16 protein-coding genes and 1 pseudogene are annotated in these 15,279 nt (G+C 70.8%); 6 read left to right on the forward strand and 11 right to left on the reverse strand.

The window, feature by feature from the left end; genetic code table 11:
• Positions 1–62 precede the first annotated feature (62 nt).
• A complete protein-coding gene (locus AC156L_RS34195; RefSeq protein ID WP_330882128.1) occupies positions 63–1,259 on the reverse strand; it encodes a sensor histidine kinase in 1,197 nt (398 codons plus the stop codon).
• A gap of 105 nt (positions 1,260–1,364) precedes the next feature.
• Between AC156L_RS34195 and AC156L_RS34200 the strand changes: the two genes are divergently transcribed.
• On the forward strand, positions 1,365–1,526 hold the full coding sequence (locus tag AC156L_RS34200) for a hypothetical protein (protein ID WP_330882126.1): 162 nt from the start codon (positions 1,365–1,367) through the stop codon (positions 1,524–1,526).
• A 29-nt stretch (positions 1,527–1,555) separates the two neighbouring features.
• On the opposite strand, the gene AC156L_RS34205 is transcribed toward AC156L_RS34200, so the two are convergent.
• From AC156L_RS34205 to AC156L_RS34215, 3 genes are all read right to left on the reverse strand, one after another.
• Positions 1,556–2,719 carry a nitric oxide synthase oxygenase gene (locus AC156L_RS34205; RefSeq protein ID WP_330882124.1) on the reverse strand — a complete coding sequence of 388 codons (1,164 nt, stop codon included), beginning with the start codon at positions 2,717–2,719 and terminating at the stop codon, positions 1,556–1,558.
• A gap of 147 nt (positions 2,720–2,866) precedes the next feature.
• Positions 2,867–3,520 (reverse strand): tRNA (guanosine(46)-N7)-methyltransferase TrmB, encoded by a 654-nt coding sequence (gene trmB, locus AC156L_RS34210; protein ID WP_330882140.1) that lies wholly within the window; start codon positions 3,518–3,520, stop codon positions 2,867–2,869.
• A 104-nt stretch (positions 3,521–3,624) separates the two neighbouring features.
• On the reverse strand, positions 3,625–4,083 hold the full coding sequence (locus tag AC156L_RS34215; RefSeq protein ID WP_330882122.1) for a hypothetical protein: 459 nt from the start codon (positions 4,081–4,083) through the stop codon (positions 3,625–3,627).
• A gap of 424 nt (positions 4,084–4,507) precedes the next feature.
• Between AC156L_RS34215 and AC156L_RS34220 the strand changes: the two genes are divergently transcribed.
• Positions 4,508–5,671 (forward strand): S8 family serine peptidase, encoded by a 1,164-nt coding sequence (locus tag AC156L_RS34220; RefSeq protein WP_330882120.1) that lies wholly within the window; start codon positions 4,508–4,510, stop codon positions 5,669–5,671.
• Here AC156L_RS34220 and AC156L_RS34225 read toward each other — a convergent pair.
• The 4 genes from AC156L_RS34225 to AC156L_RS34240 form a co-directional block, all read right to left on the reverse strand.
• Entirely contained in the window at positions 5,668–6,570 is a 903-nt protein-coding gene (locus tag AC156L_RS34225; protein ID WP_330882117.1) for an ABC transporter ATP-binding protein, read from the reverse strand. The two genes, AC156L_RS34220 and AC156L_RS34225, sit on opposite strands and share 4 nt — an antisense overlap.
• Before the next feature lie 40 nt (positions 6,571–6,610).
• A complete protein-coding gene (locus AC156L_RS34230) occupies positions 6,611–7,372 on the reverse strand; it encodes an ABC transporter permease (RefSeq protein WP_330882115.1) in 762 nt (253 codons plus the stop codon).
• A 178-nt stretch (positions 7,373–7,550) separates the two neighbouring features.
• The gene (locus AC156L_RS34235) at positions 7,551–8,309 is read right to left on the reverse strand and encodes a hypothetical protein (RefSeq protein ID WP_330882113.1); all 759 of its coding nucleotides are present in this window, start codon (positions 8,307–8,309) and stop codon (positions 7,551–7,553) included.
• A gap of 4 nt (positions 8,310–8,313) precedes the next feature.
• Complete coding sequence (locus AC156L_RS34240) at positions 8,314–9,225, reverse strand: ABC transporter ATP-binding protein (RefSeq protein WP_330882110.1); 912 nt, start codon at positions 9,223–9,225, stop codon at positions 8,314–8,316.
• Between the two features lie 241 nt (positions 9,226–9,466).
• Between AC156L_RS34240 and AC156L_RS34245 the strand changes: the two genes are divergently transcribed.
• Positions 9,467–9,901 carry a PPOX class F420-dependent oxidoreductase gene (locus AC156L_RS34245; protein ID WP_330882108.1) on the forward strand — a complete coding sequence of 145 codons (435 nt, stop codon included), beginning with the start codon at positions 9,467–9,469 and terminating at the stop codon, positions 9,899–9,901.
• 13 nt (positions 9,902–9,914) lie between these two features.
• Here the strand turns inward: AC156L_RS34245 and AC156L_RS34250 are convergent, their stop codons facing one another.
• A complete protein-coding gene (locus AC156L_RS34250) occupies positions 9,915–10,718 on the reverse strand; it encodes an HAD family hydrolase (protein WP_330882106.1) in 804 nt (267 codons plus the stop codon).
• 53 nt (positions 10,719–10,771) lie between these two features.
• Here AC156L_RS34250 and AC156L_RS34255 point away from each other — a divergent pair, with 53 nt between their 5' ends.
• From AC156L_RS34255 to AC156L_RS34265, 3 genes and pseudogenes are all read left to right on the forward strand, one after another.
• On the forward strand, positions 10,772–11,344 hold the full coding sequence (locus AC156L_RS34255) for a TetR/AcrR family transcriptional regulator (protein ID WP_330882104.1): 573 nt from the start codon (positions 10,772–10,774) through the stop codon (positions 11,342–11,344).
• Positions 11,344–12,258 carry an SDR family oxidoreductase gene (locus AC156L_RS34260; protein ID WP_330882102.1) on the forward strand — a complete coding sequence of 305 codons (915 nt, stop codon included), beginning with the start codon at positions 11,344–11,346 and terminating at the stop codon, positions 12,256–12,258. The genes AC156L_RS34255 and AC156L_RS34260 overlap by 1 nt, the downstream gene beginning before the upstream one ends.
• Before the next feature lie 801 nt (positions 12,259–13,059).
• Positions 13,060–13,335: pseudogene (locus AC156L_RS34265) on the forward strand (RlpA-like double-psi beta-barrel domain-containing protein); the annotation flags it as partial.
• A gap of 60 nt (positions 13,336–13,395) precedes the next feature.
• Here AC156L_RS34265 and AC156L_RS34270 read toward each other — a convergent pair.
• Both AC156L_RS34270 and AC156L_RS34275 read right to left on the reverse strand, forming a co-directional pair.
• A complete protein-coding gene (locus AC156L_RS34270; RefSeq protein WP_330882098.1) occupies positions 13,396–14,052 on the reverse strand; it encodes a response regulator transcription factor in 657 nt (218 codons plus the stop codon).
• A gap of 9 nt (positions 14,053–14,061) precedes the next feature.
• Entirely contained in the window at positions 14,062–15,222 is a 1,161-nt protein-coding gene (locus tag AC156L_RS34275) for a sensor histidine kinase (RefSeq protein ID WP_330882138.1), read from the reverse strand.
• Between the last annotated feature and the right edge of the window lie 57 nt (positions 15,223–15,279).

Here is a 15,279-nt window from a genome sequence, read left to right on the forward strand (position 1 = left end):
CCCACGAGGGGCCCGGCGCGGAGGAACGCGTCGGGCCCCTCGAACCTCCGCCCGCGGGCGGTTCAGGCCGTGATGGGGATCTGGGCCCGCACCTCCCAGCCGTCGCCCGAGCGGGTGCCCGCGGTGAACGTCCCACCCAGCAGTTCGACGCGTTCGCGCATGCCGACGAGCCCGTAGCCGCCGGACCCGCCGACCGGCGCCTGCCTCGTGCCGCGCCCGTTGTCGGCGACGCGGACGTGGACCGCGCTCTCCCTGGTGGACACCGACACCTCGACCCTGGTCACGTCGGTGGCGTGCTTGCGGGAGTTGGTCAGCGACTCCTGGACCAGGCGCAGCACCGAGCGCTCGAACTCGGGCGGGACCTGCTCGGCCCGGTCGAACTCCAGGTGGACCGGGAGGCCGGACTCCTCGGTCACGGCCCGGACGTCGGCGGCGAGGTTGCTGGTCGAGCCGACCGACCCCGAGCCCGCGGGCTCCGAGCCGCGCAGCGTGCCGACGAGCTTGCGCATGGCGGCAAGCGCCTCCGTGCCGCTGTTGGTGATCACCGGCAGGACCTCGCGGGCCGCGTCCGGGTTCAGCTCCAGCACCGCCTCGGCGGCCTGCGAGTGCACGACGATGCTCGTCACGTAGTGCGCGACCACGTCGTGCAGCTCGCGGGCCAGCGCCATCCGCTCGGCGTGCTGCGCCGCCAGCACCTCCGCCTCGACCGACTGCCTGCGCTCCCGGTCGCGCGACCGGAAGTACAGGCCGGTGCCGACCGAGATGATCAGGAACACGGTGCCGCCGATGACGTTGGGCCACAGCTCGGGCCCGTACGTCTTGGGGCCCTCGCCCCAGTCGATCTGGTAGTCGGGCCTGATCCACGTGGTCGCGGCGATCGTGGCGACCAGGACCACCACGCCCAGCGCCGCCCGCCACCTCGGGGCCTCGCGGACCAGGATCGCGATCAGCGCCATCAGCGCGGCGGTCTCGGTGATCAGGAGCTTGCCGACGATCGGCGGGGACACCCCCAGGCCGCTCAGCCTGAGCACCGCGGAGCCGATCACCAGGGTCGCGGCCGCGGTGAGCGCGGCGTCGAACGGACGGCGCGGCGTCAGCACCGCGATCACGCACAGCACGACCACGCCGGGCAGCTGCCAGGACCGCGAGCCGAGGTCGAACGTGCTCGCCGCGTCCAGGGCCAGCAGGATGAGCAGGGCACAAGCCAGGGGCCACTGACGTCTGACCATGGTCCGCCAGCTCAGGTTGGTGCTCTCCACGTGGACAACCTAGGTCCTGCGGGCTGATACCGCGTCCGACTCCGGTCGGGTCCCACATCAGCCGTAAGGCTGACCCCCGGTCACCGGAAAATACCCCGGTGGCCGATGTCGGATGACGTCGTGAACAGCGACTCTGGAGAGGCGGAGTTCGGGGAAACGGAGGACGTCATGTTCACGGTTGTCGCTACTTGGTTCGGTGCGGTGCTCGGTCTGCTGGTGCTCGTTCTGATGGCCCTATCAGGCGTGATGGTCGACTCGCAGCGCTGAGGAAATCGCCGGGAATTACCGGTGTGTAATTAGGTGGATTCGTCGGCGTGCAGGCCGCTCGAACGATCCTGGTGGTGCTTGAGCAGTTCCGCCAATCGCCCTGGGGATTGCGGTTGGGTGGTTTCCGCGGCCGTTCCGGAAAAACGAGCCGGGCCACCGGTGCGCGCGCGCCGCGCCGCACCGGGGTCGAGGCGGAAGGTCGGGCGGTTGCCGGTGTGCCGCTGCCTGCCGCGCAACCACGACAGCCGGTGCAGCGATTCGGCGTGGTGGTCGGTGATGGTGACCTCGGCGCGGTCGAACGAGTGCAGCACCGCGCGGTTCAGCTCGACGACGGCCCGGTCGCGCCACAGCGTGCGCTCGGAGCTGGTGTCCAGGCCAAGGGCTTGCGCGACGGGTTTCGCGGCGGCGTAGCCGTGCTCGTCGGCGAGGCTGCGGGTGCCGATCTCGGAGCCGACGAACCACGAGTTGAACGGCGCGGCGGGGTAGGTGATGCCGCCGATGGACAGGCGCATGTTGCCGATCACCGGCACCGCGTGCCAGCGCAGGCCGAGCTGCGCGAACCACGGCAGGTCGGGGTGCTCGACGGGCACCTCGTGCACCACCTCGGGCGGCAGGGTGAACAGTCGAGGGCCCTCGTGGGCGGTCTCCACGACGAGCGGGAGCACGTCGAACCGGCCGCGGTCGGCGGGTGCCCGCCAGCCCATGCCCAGCACGGCGTCGGTGAACGCGGCGTAGCGCGGGTCTCCGAGCCCGTCGGAGTACCCGGCGTACCGGATGAGCTGCTCGTTCCAGATGCACGGGCCGGGGCCCGACGGCGAGTCCGGGGCGAACACGGTGATCAGCGGCTTGATCTCACCGCCGTTGGTGGCGAGCCGCAGGTGCTCGACGCACTCGCCCGCCACCGCCGCCGCGTTGCGGAAGCCGCGCAGGTCGCGCACCTTCAGCCTGCGCCACGGCAGCCCGCTGGTGCACCAGCCGCTGTCGCGCATCGCGATGCGGGCGCCGTAGGACAACTCCTGTGCGGTGTGCCGGTAGGTGCCGGTCGTCGCCACTTCCGCCCGCACGTCCGCGAGCCGGGCGCTGACGGCGCCCGCCTCGGGGTGTGCGACGTGGAACATGCGGAGGAAGCCCTCCGCGGCATCGAGGTCTGCTGCCTCGGGGAGCGTGCGTGCTCCGTTGTGGACTGCGGTCACGGTCGGTAACCGTAGTTGCGCTGAGCATTAACTCGTCACTGCCAGACGGGGCACTCCGGGTGATCAACAGTGACCACCCCATCTAGCGATCTAGAAACCCTCAGTGGTGGTACATCGACCACTGAGGGTCGCGGCTTGAGTACACGGTCAGGTGAGCGTGTTCCGCAGGAACATCAGATCGTGGCTGATCCGGCCCTCTTCGACGGCGCGCTGCTCGAACTTGGTGACCGGCCGCCATTCGGGCCTCGGAGCCCATCCGCCGGGCTCGGCCGCGTGCGGGTTGTCGAGCTTCGGCTCGGCCGAGCAGACGGCCATCATCTGATCGGCGTAGTTCTCCCAGTCGGTCGCGAGGTGCAGCATCCCGCCGGGCACCAGCCGCGAGGCGAGCAGGGAGACGAAGTCGGGCTGCACGAGGCGGCGCTTGTGGTGCTTCTTCTTCGGCCACGGGTCCGGGAAGAAGATCCGCACCCCGGACAGCGAGGCCTCGGGGACGTGCTCGGTGATCAGGTCGACCGCGTCACCGCGCAGCAGGCGCAGGTTGTCGACGCCGAGCAGCTCCGCGCGCAGGATCAGCATCGCCAGGCCGGGCTTGTAGACCTCGACGGCCACGTAGTTGACGTCCGGGGCGTCGGCGACGAGCTGGGAGGTGGTCTCGCCCATGCCGGAACCGATCTCCAGCAGCACGGGGGCCTCGCGGCCGAACCAGCCGGAGAAGTCCACGGGCCCCTCGGGCAGTTCCTTGACGTCCCGGCCGAGGCGCTCCCAGTGGGTGTCCCACGCGCGCTGCTGGCCGACCGTCATCCGCTCACCGCGCTGGACGAAGCTGACGATGGAACGGTGGTTCGGCGGGGTCTGCTGGCTGGGGGTCACGACCGCACAGCCTACAAACCACGCCGAACCGCACGTCAGGCGATGTTCTCCAGGTCCTCGATCTGCTCCCGCAGATCGGCGGTGGTGAACGGGATGGGCTGCTGGAGCCCCGGTCCGCGGTGCACGGGCAGCAGGTCGACCCAGCCGGGGTGCAGGTCCGTGAACTGCACGGTCGTCGGCTCGGACGGGCCGTACACGCCGCTCTCCGACGGCACGAACTCCCAGTAGCCGACCTCGCCCTCGGACGCCCACGGCACGTACACCCATCCCGGACGGGCCGACAGCAGCGCGGTCACCTCGTCCTCGACGGCGAAGCCCGCGGCACGGGACGGCAGCTTGCCGCGGTGCAGCGCGCGCAGCCACCACGGCGACGGCGGGTTCTGCGTGACGGTGTGCACCGAGCGGAACAGCGCGAGCACCTGCTCCTCGTCGGCGCGGTGGATCCAGGCCCGCCTGCTCTCGGCGGGGCTCTGGGCCAGGGTGACGGTGTTCATGGCTTCGATGGCGTGGGACCATTCGAGGCCGACCATCGGTTCGACCCGCACGCCGTGTGCGCGCGGGCGGGCAAAGTCGGTCGCCGGGTATCCGGCAGTCGGGTTGGGATCGAGCACCGTCACGGGTTCACCTCCGCGGAGTTCCTTGACGGGGGGATAACCGATCGCGGGCACGGCCACACCTGGAGGGCACCGCGATGTACCAGGGCCGCACGCGATTCGTTGCTTTCCATCTGAGCCTGTCCTGAGCCGCTTGTCATGGCGCTGTGCCGGAGTTCACGTGGTGTTAACGGGTGCCTGGTGCCAGGTGCCCGGAATGAGGTTTTGGAAACATGGTGGACATGGAATATTTGTGATCCGCACCATGCTGTGAAAGGCACCACATCCAGGTTTGAAGTGTGCGGATGCTGATTTGGGGGCTCGGATGTCCGTGAGGGTTCTGGTTCTCGCGGTGCTCGCCCTGCTGTTCGTCACGCCACCGGTCCACGGTGCGTCGATCGAGGACGAGCAGTGGCACCTCGGAGCGCTGGACGCGTACGCGGCGCACGAGATCAGCCGGGGCGACGGCGTGGTCGTGGCCGTCGTGGACAGCGGGGTGGACGAGACCGTCGCCGACCTCTCGGGCCGGTTGCTGCCGGGCCGCGGCTTCGGGTCGGCCGCGGGCACCGACGGCGTGCGCGACACCGACGGCCACGGCACCTCCATGGCGACGCTCATCGCGGGCCGGGGCGACGGCGGCGCCCTCGGGATCGCGCCGGGCGCGAAGATCCTGCCGGTCGCGGCGGGCACGGACGGCGAGGACTTCCCCAGCGACTCCGTCACGGAGAGCGTCCGGTGGGCCGTCGACAACGGGGCTCGGGTGGTCAACCTGTCGCTCGGCACGCCGGTCGAGTCCACACCGGACCTGAAGGGCGCGGTCGAGTACGCGTTCGCCAACGACGTGGTGGTCGTCGCGGCCACCGGCAACGACGGCGCCCGGCACATCGGCGCGCCCGCGAACGTCCTCGGCGTCCTCGCGGTGTCCGGCACGGTCGAGGGCGGCGCGCCGTGGCCGTCGTCCAACACCGGGGCCCTCACCGTGCTCGCCGCACCCGCGCAGGACATCGTCACCGCGTCGCCCCTGTCCGTCTCGGAGAGCGGGTACTCGCAGGTGAGCGGTACGAGCGCGGCGGCGGCCCTGGTCTCCGGCGTCGCCGCGCTGGTGCGGGCGAAGTACCCGGACATGAGCGCGGCGGACGTGGTGAACCGGCTGGTCGCGAGCGCGACCGACATCGCCGGGCCCGGCCGCGACGAGGCGACCGGGTTCGGTCTGGTCAACCCGGTGGCGGCGTTGACGGCGACCGTGCCGCGGGTCGACCGCAACCCCCTGCTGCCCGGTGGGGTCGTCGTGCCGGGTGTCCCGGCCGCCGCCGACCCGGTGGACACCGGCACCCTGCTCGCGCTCGGCGCCGGGGTGCTGCTGCTCGCGGTGGTCGGCGGGCTGGTGCTGCTGCGCCGGGCCCGCGCGCGCCGGGGCCCGCGCATCGAGGTCGTGGCGGGGTGGGAGCCCCCGCCACCGGACGACGAGTTCTGGCGGCCGAAGTACTAGGCCCCGTGGTACTCCACCGACTCCTTGGTCAACTGCATGAACGCCTCCTCCAGCGAGCCGCGCTGCGGGCTCAGCTCGTGCAGCACGACCCCGTTGGCGGCGGCCAGCTCACCGATGCTCGCCGGGTCCATGCCGTGCACCACGAGCGCGCCGTCGATCGCGTCGCTGGTGACGGTCGCCGACCCGGCCAGCAGCTCCTGGAGCTTCGCCGCGTGCGGGGAGCGCACCCGGACGTTGTCCTCGGTGGCGTCCTTGATGAACTGCTCGGTGCTCGTCTGGGCGATCAGCTTGCCCTTGCCGATCACGATCAGCTCCTGCGCCGTCTGCGCCATCTCGGACAGCAGGTGGCTCGACACCAGCACCGTCCGGCCGTCGGCGGCCAGCCGGTGCATGAACTGCCGGATCCACACGATGCCCTCGGGGTCCAGCCCGTTGACCGGCTCGTCGAACAGCAGCACCTCCGGGTCGCCGAGCAGCGCGCCCGCGAGCCCGAGCCGCTGGGACATGCCCAGCGAGAAGCCGCCCGCGTTCCGCTTCGCGACGGCGGTCAGCCCGACCATCTCCAGCACCTCGTCGACGCGCCCGACGGAGATGTGGTTCGACTTCGCCAGCCACCGCAGGTGCGACCGGGCGGACCTGTTGGGGTGCACCCACTTCGCGTCCAGCAGCGCGCCGACCGTCCCGAGGGGACGCTTCAGCTCCGCGTACCGCTTGCCGTTGATGAGCGCCCGCCCCTTGTTGGGCGTGTCCAGCCCCAGGATCATCCGCATGGTCGTCGACTTGCCCGCGCCGTTCGGCCCGAGGAACCCGGTCACCCGGCCCGCCTCGACCGTGAAGGACAGGTCGTCGACCGCCACCGTGGGGCCGTAGTGCTTCGTGAGTCCCGCCGCTTCGATCATGACCACTCTCCGATCACGTCAGTTGTGCGTTGAACGAGTTCTACGCGTCCCGCCGCTTGACCACCACGAGCGCGACCACCAGGAGGCCGACGCAGACGGCGGCGTAGTAGGCCAGCGAGCCCCACGGGCCGAAGGGCTGGTCCGAACCCGTGCCCTCGGTGATGAACGACTGGTTGCCCGCGGTGAGGAAGTGGTCGGAGTTCCGGCCGATCAGCCAGCGCTGGACCTTCGGCCCGACCGTCGGGATGATCCCGACCAGGTTCTCCAGCAGCAGCGTGTAGACCAGCAGGACCGCCACGGCGGCCGCGGTCTGGCGGACCAGGAGGCCCACGGCGACGGCGAGCACGGCGGCGAGCGCGAACACCAGGCCGGTGCCCGCGACGTTGCGCCACTCGGCGGCGGAGTTGATGGCCATGTCGGCTTCGGGCCTGATCAGCGTGCCGATGCCCCACGACCCGAAGGCGATCACCTCGCCGACGGCGCCGGAGAGCAGCGCCACCACGGCGGTCTTGGCGAGCAGCGGCCGCACCCTGCTCGGCGCGGCGAGGAAGGTCGAGCGGATCGTGCCGAACCGGTACTCGGTGGTGACGGCGAGCGCGGCCATCACCATGAGCACGACCATGCCGAAGTTCGTGAACCCCTGCGACACCGGCACCGACAGCGGGAACCGCTCGTCGGTGTTGGCCGCGATCACGGCGGCCATGCCGATGGTGATCACCATCGCCAGCGCCGTGCACCACCAGGGTGAGCGCGTGCTGAAGAGCTTGATCCGTTCGACGGCGAGGAGCGTCACCTGGTCCATCCCCCGATCTCGGCGTTCGTGGCCGTAACCGTCGCGCACTCCGCTGATCTTCGCGAGTGGAGAAGACGAAGGAGCCCGGACCACACCCCGAAGGTGGCCCGGGCTCCCTCTCCCCCGTGTCCGACCAGCGGACGTCCCCTCAAACGTCCGCGGCGGTCGGATCCGTCCCCCGTTCCCCCTACGCGTCCCGCTTCTTGGCGACAGCGAGTGCCACGACGAGCAGACCGACGCTGATGGCCGCGAAGTAGGCCAACGAGCCCCACGGTCCGAAGGGGAAGTCGAGTCGCGGCGGGCCTGCTCCCTCGGGGAGCGCGGCGCCGTCCGCGGTCAGGAAGTTGTTGGCGTGCATGAAGGGCATCCACTCCTGGATCTTCACGCCGATCTTCGGGATGAGCCCGATCAGGCTCTCCACCAGCAGCGCGTAGACCAGCAGGATCGCGACGGCCCCCGCCGTCTGGCGGACGAGCGTGCCGACCGCGATGGCCAGGACCGCGGAGAGCGCGAAGACCAGGCCGGTGCCCGCGACGTTGCGCCACTCCACCGAGGAGTTGATGGCCAGGTCGGCGTTCGGCTTGATCAGCTTGCTGATCCCCCACGAGCCGAAGGCGACGACCTCGCCGACGACGCCCGCGAGCACGGCGACGACGACGGTCTTGGCGAGCAGGGCCTGGATGCGGCCCGGCACCGCGAGGAACGTGGCGCGGATCGTGCCGAAGCGGTACTCGGTGGTGACGGCCAGCGCGGCCATCACCATGATCACGATCATCCCGAAGTTGGAGAACGACTGGGAGAGCCCCACGCTCAGCGGGAACTCGTCGTTCGTGTTGGCCGCGATCAGCGCGGCCATGCCGACGGTGAGCACCACGGCGAGCGCCATGCACCACCACGGCGAGCGGGTGCTGAAGAGCTTGATCCGTTCGACGGCGAGCAGAGTCATCAGTTCACTTCCCGATCTCGGCGTGGTACTCGACGGAGTCGCCGGTCAACTGCATGAAGGCCTGTTCGAGCGAACCGCGCTGCGGGCTCAACTCGTGCAGCACCACGCCGTTGGCCCCCGCGATGTCACCGATCTGGTCACTGGTCGCCCCCACGACCGTGAGCGCGCCGTCGTCGTCGTTGCGGACGGTGTACCCCTTGTCGACCAGCAGCGGACCCAGCTTGCCCAGTTGCGGGCTGCGCACCAGGACGCTGTTCTCGGTCGCCCTCTCGATGAACTCCGTCGTGCTGCTCTGCGAGATGATCTTGCCCTTGCCGATCACCACCAGGTCCTGCGCGGTGACGGCCATCTCCGACAGCAGGTGGCTGGACACGAGCACCGTGCGCCCCTGCGCCGCCAGGTTCTGCATGAACTGCCTGATCCAGAGGATGCCCTCCGGGTCGAGGCCGTTGACCGGCTCGTCGAACAGCAGCACCTTCGGGTCCCCGAGCAGCGCCCCCGCGATGCCCAGCCGCTGGGACATGCCCAGCGAGAACCCGCCCGCGCGCCGCTTGGCGACGGCGGTCAGACCCACCATGTCGAGGACCTCGTCCACGCGGCGGTCCGGCAGCCCGTTGGACTTGGCCATCCAGTGCAGGTGGGCCCTCGCCGACCGGTTCGGGTGCACCCACTTGGCGTCCAGCAGCGCGCCGACGGTCCGCAGGGGACGGTCGAGCTGCGCGTACGGCTTGCCGTCGATCAGCGCCTTGCCGCTGGTCGGCCGGTCGAGGCCGAGGATCATCCGCATGGTGGTGGACTTGCCCGCGCCGTTGGGCCCGAGGAACCCGGTCACCCTGCCGGGCTGGATGGTGAAGGACAGGTCGTCCACCGCCACCGTCGTCCCGTACCGCTTGGTGAGGCCGATCGCCTCGATCATGGTTTCTCCCCCTGGCGGCCCGTGCCGTCCACTTGCGTTCCCCGGTTGACGATCCGTGTTGACGATCCACATCGTGCCGCGCCGCGGGGGCCGACCACATCGGTCGGTAGTTGATTCCTGTGTGCGACTTCAGTCTTACTGTCTCCGATACCTCGGTCGTAGTAATCCGTGGTGACCCTGAGTCGCCCCCTAGGTCTTTCCTGATTTTTCTCAGGGAAGCGGGCCTCTACGGTGTGCGGTCATGGGTTACACGGACGCACCTGAAGGCTGGTGGCGCGAGTTCATCTCGGCGACGCCCGCGAAGACCGGCAAGCTCGCGGTGGTCCGCAAGGACGGCTCGCCGCACGTCTCCCCGATCTGGGTCGACCTCGACGGCGGCACGCTGGTCTTCACCACCAACACCGGCTCGATCAAGGGCAGGTCCATCGCCCGCGACGGCCGGGTCGCGATCTGCTTCGACGACGAGAACCCGCCGCACTCGTTCGTCACGGTCACCGGCCGCGCGGAGATCGACGACGACCGGGAGCAGGTCAAGTACTGGACGGGCCGGATCGGCGCCCGCTACATGGGCGCGGCCCGCGCGGACGAGTTCGCCGAGCGCAACGGCGTGCCGGAGGAGGTCGTCGTCCGGCTGCGCGACGTCGAGGTGGTCGCGAAGCTCGACGTGGCGGGCTGAGGGCGGACGCCCGTCAGCCGGGGAAGAAGCGGTCCAGCACGTCCGCGGCGCCGTCGTCGAAGATCGTTCCGGTGACGGCGTCCGCGGACTGCTGGACGACCGCGGGCGCCTGCCCCATCGCGACGCCGAGGGCGGCCCAGCGCAGCATCTCGACGTCGTTGCTGCCGTCGCCGATCGCCAGGGTGTCCTCCGCCGACACGCCGAGCCGGACGCGCAGGGCCTCCAGTTCGGCCCCCTTCGTCACGCCCGCCGGGCCCGCCGTCAGCCACGCCAGCGTGTGGTCGATGGTCCAGTGCGCGCCGGGCAGCTCGACGTCCACCAGCGCGAAGGCCATCTCCTCCGGGGAGTGGTCGAGCCAGCGGCAGACCAGCCGCGGCGTCGGCTCGGCCACGAACTCCTCCAGGTCGACGTCGCGCAGGTCGCCCCACAGGTCGCCGTCCGGGAACCGGCCGTACACGAGGTTGCCGACCCCGGTCAGCTCGGCGCCGTAGACCGCGCCGGGCAGCAGGCCGACCAGGCGGTCCATCACCGCTCCGGTGTCGAACGTGGAGTGCTTGACCACGGTCTTCGTCGTCGTGTCCCACCAGACCGCGCCGTTGGAGCACAGCACGGTCGTGCCCTCCAGCCCGAGGCTCTCGACGACCGCCCTGGTACCGGTGAGGGAGCGGCCGGTGGACAGCACCACGTGCGCGCCGTGCCCCACCGCCCTGGCGATGGCCGAGCGCACGGCGGGGGCTATTTCGTTCTCACCCATCCGGGCGATCGTGCCGTCGATGTCGAGTGCGATGAGCCGGGGACGCCAATCGGGTGTGGTCACTGCGTCAAGACTAGTCGGTGGCACGAATTAATGAATCATGGTTCACTAATGGGGTGGCGCGACCGAAGACGATCACCGACGAACGGCTCGTGTCCGCCGCGATGGTCCTGATCGGCCGCCGCGGTCCCGAGTTCACGATGGCGGAGGTGGCCGCGGAGGCCGGTGTCTCCGTCGGCACGGTCGCCCAGCGCTTCGGCTCCAAGAGCGGCCTGCTCCAGGAGGTCAGCAGGCTGTCGACCCGCGCCGCCGTGGCGCGGATGCGGGCCGTGGCGGCGGCCGAGGCCGATCCGGTCGACGGGCTGCGCGCCGCGCTGATCACCCTGTTCGGCGAGATCGCGGACGCCGACGTGGCGGCGAACCACCTCGCCCAGCTCGGGGTGGACCTCATCGACCCGCACCTGCGCGCGCTGCTGGTCGAGCACTTCCGGGCCGTGGAGGACGAGCTGCGCGAGCTCGTCCGGCTCGCCGACCTGCCCGGCGCACCCGACCCCGCGCTCGCGGCGCGGGTGCTGGCAGGGCTGATCAACGGGATCTCGATGGACTGGTCGGTCCGGCCGCGGGGCGCGCTCGCGGAGCGGACCGCCGAGGACGTGGACGCGGTGCTGAGGGCGTGGAGGAGGACGTGATGGGGAAACCGTTGCAGGGCAAGGTGGCCGCGGTGACCGGCGCGACGAGGGGCGCGGGTCGGGCGATCGCGGTGGAGCTGGGGGCGGCGGGCGCGACGGTGTTCGTCGGCGGCCGCACGACGCGGGAGAGCCGGTCGCCGATCGGGCGCGCCGAGACGATCGACGAGACGGCGGAACTCGTGACGGCCGCCGGTGGTCGGGGCATCGCGGTGCGGTGCGACTTCACGGTCCCGGCCGACGTGGACGCGTTCCGCGACCGCATCGAGTCCGAAGTGGATGGACAGCTCGACGTGCTGGTGGACGACGTGTGGGGCGGTGAACTGGCCGTCGAGTTCAAGCCGTTCTGGGAGACCGACCTCGACCGGCAGCTGGACATGTGGCGCAACAGCATGGAGTCGCACTTCATCGCGCTGCACAAGCTCCTGCCGCTGGTGGTCCGGCGGCCCGGCGGGCTGGTGGTCGAGGTGACCGACGGCGACGCCGACTCCCCGTACTCCGGGATGCTCGCGTACGACTCGGTGAAGGCGGGACTCCGGCGGCTCGCGCACGGGCTCGCGAAGGACCTCGAACCGCACGGCGGCACGGCGGTCGCGGTGACGCCGGGGTTCCTGCGCTCCGAGCAGATGCTGGAGACGTTCGGCGTCACCGAGGAGACCTGGCGGGACGCGATCGCCAAGGAGCCGCACTACGCGGTGTCGGAGACGCCGCACTACCTCGGTCGCGGGGTGGCCGCGCTGGCCGCCGACCCCGACCGGGCCCGGTTCGCGGGTCAGGCCCTCTCGTCGTGGTCGCTGATGAACACCTACGGCGTCACCGACCTGGACGGCAGCACGCCCGACTGGGGCCGGTGGAATCTCGACGTGGTGTCGACTGGGACCGCTCCCACCAGCGTGGATGCGTCGAAGTACCGATAGGCGACCTCCACAGGTTTCCGGTACTGGTCTGAACCAGCCACCTCGGTCGTCCGTAGGCCTGACTACGCGACGAAAGGAAGTGACGGCATGAGCCGACGGATGCCCGAGGTAGCGCGAAAGCGGCGCTGGACGATCGCTGCCGGTCTCCTCGTAGTGGTTGGCGCGGGTGCCGGATCGGCGTTCGCCATGGGTGGCGGTGCTGCCGGTCAAGCCGCCTGCCAGGGCCAGAACCTCACGTTCTCCGCCGAAGGCGGTGCTCCCGGTGTCACGAGCAACCAGTTCCCGGTGGGCACCCAGCTCAAGATCACGAACCTGGACAACGGCAAGTCCACCACCGTGCCGGTCACCGGTGTGTCGGGCAGTTGCGCCCTGCTGAACCAGGCCGCGATGGACCAGGTCCGCGAAGCGGGCAAGAACGTGATCCGCAACAACTCGGTCGAGGTCGTCAGCGGCGGTCCCGCCGCGGCCCAGCCCCCCGCCGGCCAGCCCGCGGCCGGGGGCGGCGCCTCCGCGTGCCCCGGCAACCTGACCTTCTTCTCCGACACCGCCGCGCCCGGCGTGACGAGCAACAAGTTCGCCGTCGGCACGCAGTTGAAGATCACGAACCTGGACAACGGCAAGTCCACCACGGTGCCCGTCATCGGCACGTCGGCCAGCTGCGCGCTGCTCAACACCGCGGCGATGGAGCAGGTCCGCGAAGCGGGCAAGAACGTGATCCGCAACAACAAGGTCGAGGTCGTCAGCGGCGCGGGCGCGGGCCAGCCCGCCGCGGAACAGCCCGCCGCGACCCAGCCCGCCGCGCAGCCCCCGGCCGCGCAGCCCGCGACCGGCCAGGTCGTCTGCGACGGCTCGACGGTGACCCTCTCCGGTGAGGGCGGCGCTCCCGGCGCCAGCAGCAACCAGTTCCCCGTGGGCACCCAGCTCAAGGTCACGAACCTGGACAACGGCAAGTCCACGACGGTCAGCGTCACCGGTGTCTCGGGCAGCTGCGCGCTGCTGAACAACGCGGCATTCGAGCAGGTCCGCGAGCCCGGCAAGTTCCTGATCCGCAACGCCCGCATCGAGAAGGTCGGCTAGGCCCGGCCGCCCGCCGGGCCGGTGACGTGACGCGTAACGCCACCGGCCCGCGGGAAGGGCTCAGACGTCACCCGGACGGACCAGGCCCGTCTCGTAGGCCAGCACGACGGCCTGCACCCGGTCCCTGATCTCCAGCTTCGCCAGGATCCGACCCACGTGGGTCTTCACGGTCGCCTCGGACAGGAACAGCTTCCGCGCGATCTCCGTGTTGGACAGCCCCTTGGCGATGAGCACCAGCACCTCGCGCTCCCGCTCGGTGAGCACGTCCAGCACGGCCGCGTCCCGCAGCTCGCCGCCGCCCTCGCCGAGGAACCGGCTCAGCAGCCGCTTCGTCACGCTCGGCGAGACCACGGCGTCGCCGCTGGCCACGGCCCGCAGCGCGGACACCAGGTCACCGGGCGGGGTGTCCTTCAGCAGGAACCCGCTGGCCCCGTTGCGCAGCGCGGACAGCGCGTACTCGTCCATGTCGAACGTGGTCATCACGAGGATCTTGGACGTGCCAGCCTCGGCGATCCGCTTGGTCGCCTCGACACCGTCCATCACGGGCATCCGGACGTCCATCAGCACGACGTCGGGCCGGAGCTGGTCGGCGAGCTGCACGGCGTCGAGGCCGTCGGCGGCCTCCCCGACGACGTCGATGTCTGGTTGGGCGCCGAGCACCATGCGGAAGCCCATGCGCATGAGCTCTTGGTCGTCGACGAGCAGCACTCGGATCACGCGATCACCCTAGGTCGCCGCGAGCGGCATGACGGCGCGAACCCGCCAGCCACCGCCCGGATTGGGGCCCGCTTCGAGGGTGCCGCCCAGGACACCGGCCCGTTCGCGCATGCCGATCAGCCCGTTGCCGCCGGACACGGCCACCAGGTCGTGGGGCGTGCCGAAGCCGTCGTCGGTCACCTCGATCACGACCTTCTCGTCGGTCCGCAGCACCTTGACCACGGCGTTCGCGCCGGTGCCCGCGTGCTTGAGAGTGTTGGTCAGGGCTTCCTGGACGATCCGGTAGACGCTGAGCCCGACGCCGGCGGGCAGCCGCTCCACGTCGCCGGTGACCTCCAGCCGCACGGGCAGCCCGGCGGCCCGGCAGTTCTCGGCCAGGTCGTCCAGCTCGCGCGCGTCCGGCTGGGGCGCCCACTGCGTGCCGGACTGGTCCTCGCTGCGCAGCACGCCCAGCAGCCGCCGCAGCTCGGTCAGCGCCTGCCTGCCGGTGTCGGAGATCGTCTTGACCGCGGCCTCCGCCAGCTCCGGCTTCGTCCGGATCGCGTACCCCGCGCCGTCGGCCTGCACGATCATCACGCTCACCGCGTGCGCCACCACGTCGTGCAGCTCGCGGGCGATCCGCGACCGCTCCTCGCCGACCGCGAGCCGCGCCTGCTGGTCGCGCTCGGTCTCCAGCAGCTTCAGGCGCTGCTCCAGCTCCGAGTGGTAGGCCCGCCGCGCTCCGACGAACGACCCGAGCGCCCAGCTGAAGCCGAAGAGCACCGCGACCAGGAAGGTCAGGATCACCGCCGCCGAGGGGTCGGAGAGCCGCCACACCGCCCAGACCAGCGTCCCGACGAACAGGGCCATCGAGTAGAGCAGCGCCTGCTGCTTCCCGACGTACGCCACGACCGTGTACAGCGCGACGGCCAGTGCGAAGTCGGCGGCCCGCACCGGCATGCCGTTCTCCAGCCCGCCGTGCGTCATCAGCTGGAGGAACCCGCCGAGCAGGATCACGTAGCTGCTGCCGAGCGGGTACCTGCGGCGGAACGCCACCGGCACGGTGAGCAGCAACCCGACCAGGAGGATCGCGCCGGGCGACACCTTGTCGGAGCCGACGAACGCGGTCAGGTCGGACAGGAACAGCAGCCCGGCGATCAGGGAGTCCCCGAACACCGGGTGCGCTCGCATCCACAGGCTCAACCGCTGCACGTCGCAAGATTAGGTACTGGGCGAACCTCCCGCGTC

Source organism: Umezawaea sp. (assembly GCF_057122925.1).